General features: G+C 61.8%; 9 protein-coding genes. 3 read left to right on the top strand and 6 right to left on the bottom strand.

The features are described from left to right. Positions 1 to 99 precede the first annotated feature (99 nt). The 5 genes from VEB01_RS08280 to VEB01_RS08300 all read right to left on the bottom strand — a co-directional run bounded on the left by VEB01_RS08280 (position 100) and on the right by VEB01_RS08300 (position 6,223). Positions 100 to 336 carry a hypothetical protein gene (locus VEB01_RS08280; protein ID WP_475441628.1) on the bottom strand — a complete coding sequence of 79 codons (237 nt, stop codon included), beginning with the start codon at positions 334 to 336 and terminating at the stop codon, positions 100 to 102. Between the two features lie 10 nt (positions 337 to 346). Next, complete coding sequence (locus VEB01_RS08285) at positions 347 to 1,273, bottom strand: TolC family protein (protein WP_324874485.1); 927 nt, start codon at positions 1,271 to 1,273, stop codon at positions 347 to 349. A 123-nt stretch (positions 1,274 to 1,396) separates the two neighbouring features. Next, complete coding sequence (locus VEB01_RS08290; RefSeq protein ID WP_324874472.1) at positions 1,397 to 4,285, bottom strand: efflux RND transporter permease subunit; 2,889 nt, start codon at positions 4,283 to 4,285, stop codon at positions 1,397 to 1,399. Positions 4,286 to 4,297: 12 nt separating this feature from the next. Further along, the gene (locus VEB01_RS08295) at positions 4,298 to 5,443 is read right to left on the bottom strand and encodes an efflux RND transporter periplasmic adaptor subunit (RefSeq protein ID WP_324874474.1); all 1,146 of its coding nucleotides are present in this window, start codon (positions 5,441 to 5,443) and stop codon (positions 4,298 to 4,300) included. 189 nt (positions 5,444 to 5,632) lie between these two features. Continuing rightward, positions 5,633 to 6,223: a hypothetical protein gene (locus tag VEB01_RS08300; RefSeq protein WP_324874476.1), complete on the bottom strand. Its 591-nt coding sequence runs from the start codon at positions 6,221 to 6,223 to the stop codon at positions 5,633 to 5,635. A gap of 28 nt (positions 6,224 to 6,251) precedes the next feature. Here VEB01_RS08300 and VEB01_RS08305 point away from each other — a divergent pair, with 28 nt between their 5' ends. Continuing rightward, positions 6,252 to 7,133 (top strand): sensor histidine kinase, encoded by an 882-nt coding sequence (locus VEB01_RS08305; protein ID WP_324874477.1) that lies wholly within the window; start codon positions 6,252 to 6,254, stop codon positions 7,131 to 7,133. Further along, positions 7,130 to 8,479, top strand: a complete 1,350-nt coding sequence (locus tag VEB01_RS08310) for a sigma-54-dependent transcriptional regulator (protein ID WP_324874478.1) — start codon at positions 7,130 to 7,132, stop codon at positions 8,477 to 8,479. Before VEB01_RS08305 ends, VEB01_RS08310 begins: the two co-directional genes overlap by 4 nt. Positions 8,480 to 8,531: 52 nt before the next feature. On the opposite strand, the gene VEB01_RS08315 is transcribed toward VEB01_RS08310, so the two are convergent. Continuing rightward, entirely contained in the window at positions 8,532 to 9,851 is a 1,320-nt protein-coding gene (locus VEB01_RS08315; RefSeq protein ID WP_324874480.1) for a hemolysin family protein, read from the bottom strand. A 355-nt stretch (positions 9,852 to 10,206) separates the two neighbouring features. On the opposite strand from VEB01_RS08315, the gene VEB01_RS08320 reads away from it, so the two are divergent. Continuing rightward, positions 10,207 to 10,968, top strand: a complete 762-nt coding sequence (locus VEB01_RS08320; protein ID WP_324874482.1) for an MlaA family lipoprotein — start codon at positions 10,207 to 10,209, stop codon at positions 10,966 to 10,968. Positions 10,969 to 11,657 lie beyond the last annotated feature (689 nt).

Here is an 11,657-nt window from a genome sequence, read left to right on the forward strand (position 1 = left end):
CCCTGGACTCTTCAACCGAATGACCTTATCTTCACTCATGGCGTATTCGCTCCTCTCAACAGGAATGGATGACCTCGAAGACCATCCAGAATACGCCGCCTACCTCAGCCCCTCATCCACAACTTTCGAGCATAACTCCACCCCCGCCGCCGCCAGCGCATCGATTTCCGCCAGTATCAGTGCCTCGGTGAGTTCCAGCTGCCGCAACCCCAACTCGGTCCGCGCGCGGGTGGCGTCCAAGAGTTCGAGGAGGCTCCCCTTGCCGAACCGATAGGTGTCTTCCGCCATCTCTTTCAACGCAGGCAGGCGCCCAGCCACATCCTGTTCGAATCGCATCAAATTTTCCCTATTTTTCAGCAACACGCCCGCGGCGCGCTCCAATTCCGCCAGAATCGCGGACAACAGGGCCTGCCGCTCGAATGTGGCGGTACGCTTCTCCGCCTGTGCTCTGGCGATGGGACCCTGACCATAATCGAAAATAGGCACTTCTACGGAAAGGCCGGCGAACGAGGCCATGCCCGTAGGGATTGTTGGTCCAGACGTTGCCCAGGCTGATCACAGGAGTCGGCCAACGCTCCCGCTTGGCCTTTTCGATGCCGGCCTCGGCAGCCTCCTCCTGCCGGCGAGCGGCGTTCACCGCGGGGGTCGCGGCTTCAGCCTGCTGCTTCAAGACGGCCAGGTCGACGCTCACGCCGAGCGGCTGCAACATCCCCTCCGCCTTCGGTGTCCAGCCGGGCAGGCTCAGCGCGGTTCCGATCTGGCCGGACAGATCGAGCATCTCCGCCCGGACCTGTTCGGTTTGCGCACGCAAATCCGCCGCTTCGACTTCCATGCGCACCACCTCGTAGCGGCTGGCGGCGCCCGCTTCCGCGCGCCCCGTCACGATATCTTTAAGACGGTCCAGTTCGGTTTCGGCCTGTTCCAACGCGACGCGCTTTTCCTGGACAGCCAGAAGCTTCACAAACAGCTGCCAAGTGTCCTTCAGCAGTCCGGCGTAAGCATTGACGACCTGTGCCTCCACAGCCGTCACGCCCCGCTCCGCCGCCTCGCGCCGGGCCGGGCGCTGGCCGGCGATGAGCACCGGGATGTCCACCTGGGTCTGTTGCTGTTGGCTGCCGTCGAACAAGGTGTTGACGCCCCCCAGAAGATCGTAGCGGCCGTAACTGATCACGGGATTGGGCAGGACGCCCGCCGCCACCACGTCGGCCCGGGCGATATCGATGCGGGTGCGCTCCGCCGCGAGGCGCGGGCTCTTTTCTCTGAGAATCTGCACCAACTGCTCCAGATTAACCGATTCGGGCAACGGGCTTGAATCTGCGTGGGCGCCGCAGAACCCGGCCAACGCACACAATACCCATCCCCACCACAAACCGGCTTACGGCCGGACGTTTCCACATCATAGTTCGTCCTGTTCCTCGGGCGTCAGCAGCCGCTTAGGGGTCAGATAGGTGTAGAAGACCGGCAGCACGAACAGCGCAACCAGGAGGGTCGTAACCATGCCCCCGACGATGACCACGGCGAAGGGCTTCTGGGTTTCGCTGCCCACGCCGGTGGACAAGGCCATGGGCAACAGGCCGAACAGGGCCAACAGGGAGGCCATGAGCACCGGCCGGAGGCGCTCGGCCGCGCCGGCGATAATCGCCGGCAACAGCGCTTCCCCGTCGCGTCGGCGCTGCTCCGCCGCCCCGACTACCAGGAGTCCCATCAGGGAGACTTGTCCGAGCAAGGCGATGAAGCCGATGGCGGCGCTCACCGACAGGGGAATCTCCGCCAAGGCCAGAGCAAACACGCCGCCGGTCAGGGCGAAGGGCGCTGCCAGCATGATGCTCGCGGCGCTACGGCCCGAGTTGAGAGCGCCGTACAAGAGTCCCAACACGATGAGCACGGCCACCGGTACGATCACTTGCGATCGCGCCATAGCGCGCTGCTGATTTTCGAATTCGCCGCCCCACACGAAGAAATGGCCGTCCGGCGATTCCACCTTGTTGGTTACGGCAGACATCGCGTCCTTCACCACCGACCCCATGTCCCGGCCTTCCACGTTGAACTTCAGGGCCAGGAAGCGGCTGTTGGCTTCCCGGTTGATGGAAGCGCGTCCCTGGGCGATGCTCAGGTCCGCCAATTCCCGGAGCGGAATGCGCGCCCCCGCGCCGTTCGGCACCGTCAGGGCGCCGATGCGGGCAATTTCGTCCTTTTCCACCTGAGAAAGAAGCAGGCGCACCGGCACCGGCCGCTCGCCCTCCCACCAGTCGATGAGTTCCCGCCCGGCCATCGCCGTTTCCACCACGCCCTGAGTCTCTTCCACGCTGACCCCGGCGCGCGCCAGGGCTTCGCGGTTGAGCCGGACCTGCAATTGCGGGATGGAGGCATCGCGGTACAAGTCCAGGTCCATCACCCCGGGCACGTCCTTGAGCACGACTTTGGCCTGTTCTAGGGCCGAGCGCATGGCTTCGAGGTCCGGGCCGAAGATCTTCAGCACCACCTTGCCGCGCACGCCGCTCACCGATTCCTCCACGTTGTCCTTGATGGGCTGGGAGAAGTTGAAGCGTACGCCGGGAATCTCCGTGAGGGAGCTGCGCATGGCCTGAATCAGGCGTTCCTTGTCCCAGCCGGGTCGCCACTCGTCGGTCGGCTTGAGGCGGACGAAGGTTTCGCTCATGTTCACGCCCTCGTTGTCGGTGCCGTCCTCGGGACGTCCGTGCAAGGCCATCTTGCGGCGAGTCAACAGGGTCTCCAGAAGGCGGGCGTAACCTCGGCGTAGACGTTCCAGAATAGCGGGTTCGCGGATGGCGGCGTGATGGGGCCGGAACAGCATCGCGCACAGGGCGGGGACCGTGGTCAAAGCCAGCACCAGCGCTCCTCCGAGCGCGTAGCTGTAGGTCAGGGCGAGAGGCCGGAAGATGCGCCCCTCCACCCGCTCCAGGGTGAACACAGGGATGAGGGCGGCAATGATGATCATCATGGCGAAGAACGTCGGCCGCGCCACTTCCACCGCGGCATCGACGATGAGATGGCGCACGTCCTTCTGGGTGCGGGGGCGATGGTGCTGGAGCCTGTGAATCACGTTCTCTACCAGGACCACAGCACCGTCGAGGAGAATGCCAAAATCGATGGCTCCCATGGAAATCAGATTGGCCGGCATCCCCAGGGCGTGCAGCCCGATGAAGGCGAACAGCAGGGACAGCGGAATGACCGTCGCGACGATGAGGGAGCCGAGCAGGGTGCGCAGGAACAGCCAGACCACGGCCACCACCAGAACAAACCCGTGCAGCAGGTTGTCGTAGACGGTTTTCAGGGTGTTGCCCACCAGATCGCTGCGATCGTAGAACGCTTCGATGTGCATGCCCTTGGGCAGGATCGACGCATTCAGTTCCGCCACCTTGGCGTGAACGCCATCCAGGACACGCGACGGATTTTCGCCCCGGCGCAGAATGACGAAGCCCTCGGCCACGTCGCGCTCCAGGTTGTAGCCGACCGAGCCGCGCCGCGGCGCGTGGGAGAGCACGACCCTGGCCACGTCGCCCACGGTCACCGGTGTACCTCCGTGGCTCTTCAGCACGGCTTTTTTCACGTCCTCGGGCGAGGCGAGGTAACCGATGCCGCGCACCGTCAATTCCTGATCGCCGTGGCGCAGGAATCCGCCACCCACATTGAGATTGGAGTGCTCCAGCGCCTCCGCAACATCCGTCAGGGTCAAGCCATGGGCCTCCAGGCGGGCGGGATAGACCTCCACGTGCAGTTCCTTGTAATACCCGCCGAAGCTGATGACGTCGGCCACGCCCGGCACCTGGCGCAGGATGCGCGCCACGCCCCATTCCAGTTCCGAGCGGAGTTCATAGAGGTTGTGCCGGTCGCTGGTCAGGCGGAATTGGTAGATTTCCCCCAGGGGCGTCGCATCGGGTGCCAAATGCGGCACGATGCCTTCGGGCAGGTCGGCGCCGGCGATGCGTTGGGTCACCAGGGTGCGCGAACGGAAGCCGTCCGCCTGATCGTCGAAGGTCAGGGTGATCAGGGACAGCCCGAACAGGCTCTCGCTGCGCATGAGGATCATGTTTGGCGTGCCGTTCAAGACCCGCTCCAGGGGCACGGTCACCTGGCGTTCCACTTCTTCGGGCGCATACCCCGGCATCTGGGTGATGACGGTCACCTGGGCGTTGGTGACGTCGGGAAAGGCTTCGATGGCGGTATCCAGAAAGGCCCGCAGTCCCACCACCGCAAGGATCACGGTCGCCGCCAGCGCCGCGACGCGGCGGTGGACGCAATGGTCGATCAAGGCTCGCAACATGCAGAGGTCTCCTTACAGCAGTTGCTCAGCCTCGCCGTCGAGCAGCAAGGCGCCGCGTACGACGACTCGTTCACCCGGTTGGATGCCCTCCAGCACCGGAACCTTTCCGTTCGCGGACTCGCCCACGGCCACCGGCCTTTGTTCATATATGCCTTCGGCGGTTTCCACGTAGACCACCGTGCGTTTGCCATCCTTGATGAGCACGGCGGTGGCGGGCAACAGGATGTGTGCCTGTTGCCGGGGTTGAATCGCCACCCGTGCGTACATGCCGGGGCGGAGACTCAGCGCCGATTCCGTCAGCATGATATAAACCGGCGCCCGGCGCTGCTCGTCGGCGAACACAGTGCCGAGGGCCATGACCTTGCCCCGGAGCGACCGTGTCGACACCGAGAGTTCCACGTCGGCCTCGTCGCCTTCTCCCAGCAAGGAGAGGTCTCGTTCGAACACCTCGGCTACGATCCACAAGGTGCCCGCATCGCCCAATTCCAGCAGGGCTTCGCTACCCGGTTCCACCGCCGCGCCCACCGTGGTTTTGACTCTTAGCACCGTTCCCGCAATGGGCGCCTTGACGGAGACCTGTGCGCCATCCCCTTCGCCCAAGAATTGCGAGGTGCGACTGGCCCGGTCGAATTCGGCTTTGGCTTCGGTGAGTTGCCGATCTGCCTCCAGTTTTTCCAGTTCCAGCCCGACGCCGCGCGCCAGCATTCGCGCCTGCCGTTTCGCTGTTTCCTCGGCCAGCCGGAGGCCCGCCCTCGCGGTCGAGAGCGTCGCTCGGGTGGCGGCGGCGTCGGGGCTATGGAGTACCATCAGCACGTCCCCGGCGCGTACCTTGTCGCCGGCCTGCACCCGGATGGCGGCGACTCGCCCTGCCACCTGGGCACTCACACTGGAGATCGCCTGCTGTCGGAACTCTACTCGACCCGGTGCGCGCACGGGCTCTGCCTGCTGCTGAGACAAGGCTGGCTCGACGGTCAGAAAAGGGAGCGACTCCGTCCGGACGCGGACGGTTTTAGTCTTTGAAGTCGGTTCGCCGGGAATCGCTTGGTCGGATGGGGCATCCGTCTCCGACTGGGGTTTTCGATCATCGGACGAAGTACACCCGGCAACAGTCGACAAGATGAGAAATGGGATAAGGAATGCGAAACGGATAATTGGCATGAGGTTTTGAGGTCGGCAAAGTCATTCCCATGTCTATGCAATAGGATTGCCAACTCTGCGTGTCTCCCTGAAGCGCCCGCCAACTCTGACGAATGGGATAACGGGACGGTTTCTTCGGTAATAGCTGCTGTTGCATTCTGCAACAGCTCTGTAGACTAATGCGGCAGTCAAGAACCTATTACGTTGAGTCTAACCTTGCGTATCGTCACCAAACTCAGCCTGTCCCTGTTCGCTTTGAGCGTCGCCGTATTCGGCGCCTACGGGGTCGTTCACCTGCGTACCGAACACAACGATCTGCGCGCCACCCTGGAGCGGGAAACGCGCCTTTTGGCTTATGGCCTGCAGGTGGCCGTGGAGAACGCCCTGCGCGACCGGCAAATCGAAGACGTGCGGGAACTGTTGCGGCAATTGGAACGCATCGATCCTTCCATGGATGTGCGGGTTTATATCCGTGACGGCCGCGTCGTCCGTTCCGAGGCGGAAACCCTGCCTTGGGCCGCGCCGCTGGAAGCAATCTTGCGCCGTGCGGCCATCAGCGGCGAGTCGCGGTTGTTGTATTACCCGGACACCGATCCCGAATTCATCGCGTTGTCGCTCCCGTTTTCCGAGGAAGAAACCGCCGCCCGCGGCAGTCTGGCGGTGGTGCGTTCGTTGGAGGAACTCCGCCGCGATCTGCGCCGCACGGAGCGGGATATATTGATTTCTCTCGTCTCGTTCGTGATTTCGACGTCTTTGCTCTGCCTGATACTGGGCCGGGTCTACATTTCCCGTCCGCTGCAAAGGCTCGGGGATGCCATGCGCCGGTTCCGTGGCGGTGACAATCCGCCCGATCCCCTGCCCGATCGAGCGCCGCGACGAACTGTCCGCTGTAGCCTTCGAATTCAACCGGATGGTGTTGGAGCTTTCGGCAGCCCACCGTCGTTTGGATGCCGAAACGGAAAAGCGGCGCCAACTGCAACGCGCCCTCCAGGAGGCGGACAAGCTGATCACTATCGGCCAGTTGTCGGCGGGGTTGGCCCACGAAATCGGTTCGCCGCTCCAAGTCGTCAACGGACGGGCCAGACACTTGGCCGTGTGTGCGGACCGTCCCGAGGAAGTGCGACGGCTCGCGGGCATTCTGGTCGCACAGACCGACCGCATTACCCGCATCGTGCAACGGCTCCTGGAATTCGCCCGCCGCCGTCCGCCGGCCTTCGTGCGCACCGATGTAACCTCCGTAGTCGGTGACGTGCTCGACCTGCTGCGGCACGAAGCGCGCCGCCGCTGCATCGACCTGAAGTTCGAGGATCCCGATTCCCTGCCGCACGCTCTCGTCAATGCCGACGGCGTGCAACAGATCACCTTGAATCTGGTCGGCAATGCTGTGGCGGCAACCGAAGACGGGGGCGTGGTGGCCGTGGATTTGCGGGAAGGTCTCATGACGACCAACGGAAGCGAAGTCCCGGCGCTGCGGCTGACCGTGGAGGATACGGGCAACGGTATCGCGCCGGAGCACCTGCCGCGCCTGTTCGAGCCTTTTTTCACTACCCGCGGCGACCGGGGCGGCACGGGCCTGGGCCTCTCGGTCGTGAAAACCATCGTGACGGAGCACGGCGGCACGATTGCCGCCGAATCCGAAATGGGCAAGGGCAGCCGCTTCACCGTCCATCTTCCTTTAGGGGGACCGGCTTACCTCAAGGAGGTGGTATGACGACGAATGGGATGGGCCAAAGGCTTTTGGTTGTGGACGATGATCCGAGTGTCGTGGACTTCCTGGTGGAGATGTTGGACCAGGCCGGTTACTCGGCGCTCGGCGTGACTGACGCCAGTCAGGCCCTAGACGCCATCGCCGACGAATCCTTCGACTTGGTGATCACCGACGTGGAAATGCCCGGCATGCGCGGCCTCGATCTCATGACCGCCATTCATGAGGAGCGTCCCGATCAGTTGGTGCTGTTGATGACTGCCTTCGGCAACATCGATCTGGCCATGCAAAGCGTGCGGGCTGGCGCCTGTGACTTCCTGGCCAAACCGTTCCGCATCGAGGAACTCTATGCCTCCGTGGAACGGACCTTGCGCGAGCGGCAGATGCGCCGCACGGCGGTACGGCTGGGCGCGCCTGGTATAGAGGCGGACGAACACGCCTTCACCGCCCGGAGCCCCCGGATGCAACAGGTGCTGAATCTGGCGAAGCGAGCCGCCGCCGTAACCTCGACCGTGCTCCTAACCGGCGAGAGCGGCACGGGCAAAAGCGCCGTCGCCCGCTGGATTCACGAACTGAGCCCGCGCCGGACAAGGCCGTTCGTGTCCGTCAACTGCGCCGCGCTGCCGCAAACCCTGGTGGAAAGCGAGTTGTTCGGCGCGCGCAAGGGCGCTTACACCGATGCCCGCCAGGATCGGCCCGGCCTGTTTGTTCAGGCCAACGGCGGCACGCTGTTGCTCGATGAGGTCGCCGAACTGCCGCTGGAGGTGCAGCCGAAACTGCTTCAGGCGCTGGAGGCGGGAACGATCCGTCCTCTCGGCGACACGCGGGAAACTACGGTGGACGTGCGGCTCATCGCCGCCACCAACGAGCCGCTGGAACAGCGGGTCAACGAGCGGCTGTTTCGGGCCGATCTTTTCCATCGCCTCAATGTGATCCGGCTGGAGGTACCGCCTTTGCGGGAACGGACGGAAGATATCGACGAACTGGTGGATATTTTGATCGGCCGGATCGGTTTGCGGCTTCGAAAGCCGTCGCCGGCGGTATCCTTGGATGCCCTGCGCTGGATTCGCGCCTACCGCTGGCCCGGCAACGTGCGGGAACTCGCCAATACCTTGGAGCGGGCCATCGCCCTGGCGGAACACGATACCCTCCTGCTCGAAGACTTGGCGCAGGCGTCCCAGTTGCCAGGAGATGATCGTTTTCTGCACGACGCCCTGGCCCGCGGTTGGACCCTGGAGGACGTGGAGCGGGCCTACATCCGACATGTGCTCGATGCGACCGGGGGCAACAAGATCCAGGCCGCGCGCATTCTGGGTGTGGATCGCAGCACGCTGTACCGCAAACTGGGTTGATCGACCTCCGAGGCTGTCAATAAACCTGCTGCGGCGATGCGTTTCCCGGATTTCAGAGCTGATTCGGGGACGGAGGTTCCGGCGCCTCGATCGGGGCAATCAGCACCTTGTCCACCCGGTTGCCGTCCATGTCGACGACTTCGAGCCATAAGCCCTCGAATTCGAAGCGGTCGGTGGCCTTGGGCACCCGGCCGAGGCGCAGCATGACGAAACCGCCCACGGTGTTGAAGCGTTCGTCGCGCTCCTCCGGCAATTCGTCCAGATCGAACAGTTCTTTCAGGCGGTCGATGTCCACCATGCCGTCGACCAACCAGGAACCGTCGTCCCGCCGAACGACTTCGGGTTCGCCTGCGAGTGTTCCGGAAGGCAGGTTGCCGACGATGGCTTCCAGGACATCGCCAAGGGCCACCAGCCCATCGATCTCGCCGTATTCATCCACCACCAGCGCCGTGTGGAGATGGGATTTCCTGAACTCTTCCAGCAATTCCATCAGGGTCAAGGAATCCGGCACGAACAGCGCGTTGACCGCGATGGCCTGCAAGTCCGGCCGATCCCCCAGCAGCACACGATCCAACAGATCCTTGGTTTTCACGAAACCGACGACGTTGTCCAGGCCGTCGTTGCACAAGGGCAAGACCCAGTGGGTGTGTTCCAGGATGCGCCTGCGGTTGTCCTCGAAGGGCTTCTTGAGGTCGAGACAGACGATATCCTTGCGCGGGGTCATGATGGCGCCGACCTTGCGGTCCCCCAGGCGGAGGATGTTTTCCATGAATTGATGCTCGGCTTCCTCGAACACCCCTTCCTCGGTACCCTGTTCCAGCAAGATCTTGATTTCTTCCTCAGTGACCGTGGGCTCCTTTTTCGGCTTGATCCGCAGCAGCCACAACACCAATTCCGTGGAGAGGGTTAGCAGTTTCACGGCCGGCAGCACCACGAGGGACAGTCCATGCATGGGCCTGGCGATCCACGCGGCGATGCGCTCGGGAAAATTGAGGGCGAGGCGTTTCGGCACCAGTTCTCCGACGATCAGGGAGAGATAGGTGATGACGACCACGGTCACGGTCAACGCCAGTTCCTCCGCGTAAGACGCCAGTTGCGGGATTTGCTCAAGATAGGGTAACAGCGGCTCGGCAATGGCGTCTTCGCCCAAGGCGCCGCTCAGAATGCCGATGGAGGTGATGCCCACCTGGATGGTCGACAGGAAGCGGGTCGGTTGCTCGGCCAGTTCCAGGGCCTTGGACGCGCCACGGCTCCCGCCCTCCGCCAACTGCTGCAAGCGCACCTTGCGGGCGGACACGATGGCCATTTCCGACATCGCGAACACGCCGTTCAGAAAGATTAAGAACAAAATCAAACCGAATTCAAAAGCCATGCATTAAATACTCGTTTGGAAAAAATCGGGGGAAACCATATTAATAATTGTGGCGATGGTGCGCATCGCGAAAATGCGGGTGAGCTAAAGTTAGCGGATCATGGTGGACGTATTTGGGCTTAGAACCCCTTCTATAGAAGAGTTGGTGCCGGACCGTCTCAGGGACTTTTGGAAGCATTGAGTAAGCTGGGCTTTCGAAGAAAGAGAATGAAGCCCTTTCAGGTTAATTTTTTCGATTTCGGGAGTTAGGGAAAATAGGCAGTTATGAAACGCGTTCCAATGCTCCCCGGACCCAACACCTTGCCATGTTAATTATTTGAATATTCTCTTCAGATTCCCATAGAAAGGCATATCCATGAAACCCACTCCAAAGATGCAGGCCAAACGCGCCGTTCTGGTGACCCTGTTAAGCCTAGGTCTTACCGCCTGCGCGACGGCAACCAAGACAGATCCTAGAGATCCTTGGGAGGACTGGAACCGGGATGTTCAGAGTTTCAACGACGACGTCGACCAGTATGTAATGAAACCCGTTGCCAAAGGCTATAAGTGGATCGTACCGTCGGTTGTCGATCAGGGCGTGACGAACTTTTACAGTAACATCAATGATATCGCGGTCTTCCTTAACGACTTTTTGCAGTTAAAGCCGTTACAGGGCGGCGAGGATGCCGGGAGATTTATGATCAACACCGTGGCTGGCCTGGGGGGAATTTTCGATGTGGCGACCTACGTCGGCCTGCCTAAACACCGGGAAGACTTCGACCAGACCCTGGCTGTGTGGGGTATTCCATCGGGACCCTATCTCGTGTTGCCACTCTTTGGCCCGAGCACCCCTCGTGGTGTGGGCGGTCTCATCGGTGATAGCGCCACCAATCCTATCAACTATTTCGCCCCCATGGTCGTACCGTTCATTTCCAGTACGATCAACGTGACTGACCAAAAAGCCGATCACGAGAGCGAATCCAAGATTCTCGATGTGGCAGCCCAAGACCGCTACGAATTTATCCGCAACTCCTATTTTCAAGAGCGTGCTGACAAAATCCATGATGGCAATCCCCCCCTGGACGAGGAACTCGAAAAGGCAGAAGAGGAATTAGATAGGGATGTACAAGAGCATTGAACTGAATTCCTCAATTCAATTCGCTTTATTGGGCCATCCGCAGAATAGCGTGTGGGGCGTGTGTGGCCACCGTCTTCCTTTGCGCAATGACCGCTTTCTCACCGATTCTGTTGAAAAAGTCGACAAGCGGCAAAAATGCCGCTCGCTCCCGCGTCAACAAGATCGTAAGCTCTTGAGTTTGCAATAAGCAAAAAATCAAATCTGTGCGGATTCGAGCCGATGAGTCGCTTTGGATGACTTTTTCAACAGAATCTCACTTTCACCTGTCATTCACGGGGGCTCGGGGGCTGACGGCTTTTGGCCGACCTCCGTCCATCGCTTGCGCGAGACCGTCGGTTCGATAGCCCGATCGGGGCTCGATCAAGGCATGAGGCCCGAGATTCTCGAATTCACGATGCAGTCCGAACCGGCTAGCGGCAGGCGACGCCGCTCCGGTGACGCGTCGGAAAACGATGTGTTGCCATTAGTTGCTTAGATGCGATGTTAAGGAAGCTCTGACGCTGCGAGACATGGAGCGAGTGAGCGAGCGAGTCGAGTACTCCCCGGAAGCCCGAGCGCCGGGTGGGTGGCCGGAGGTCGCCGCGAGAGCGGCGGTCGTAGGCGACCCACAAGGCATCGCGACCGGGCGTCGAGTCATTGTGGAGCCAGGTCCCGACCCCTGGTTGGGTCGGGACCGGTCGAACGCAGGA

It is taken from the genome of Methylocaldum sp. (genome assembly GCF_035627495.1).
In the GTDB taxonomy this organism is placed as follows: domain Bacteria; phylum Pseudomonadota; class Gammaproteobacteria; order Methylococcales; family Methylococcaceae; genus Methylocaldum.

Coding starts and splice junctions, on each gene's coding strand:
- VEB01_RS08280 (WP_475441628.1), bottom strand. CDS start 336: ATGCGATTCGAACAGGATGTGGCTGGGCGCCTGCCTGCGTTGAAAGAG.
- VEB01_RS08290 (WP_324874472.1), bottom strand. CDS start 4,285: ATGTTGCGAGCCTTGATCGACCATTGCGTCCACCGCCGCGTCGCGGCG.
- VEB01_RS08295 (WP_324874474.1), bottom strand. CDS start 5,443: ATGCCAATTATCCGTTTCGCATTCCTTATCCCATTTCTCATCTTGTCG.
- VEB01_RS08310 (WP_324874478.1), top strand. CDS start 7,130: ATGACGACGAATGGGATGGGCCAAAGGCTTTTGGTTGTGGACGATGAT.
- VEB01_RS08315 (WP_324874480.1), bottom strand. CDS start 9,851: ATGGCTTTTGAATTCGGTTTGATTTTGTTCTTAATCTTTCTGAACGGC.
- VEB01_RS08320 (WP_324874482.1), top strand. CDS start 10,207: ATGAAACCCACTCCAAAGATGCAGGCCAAACGCGCCGTTCTGGTGACC.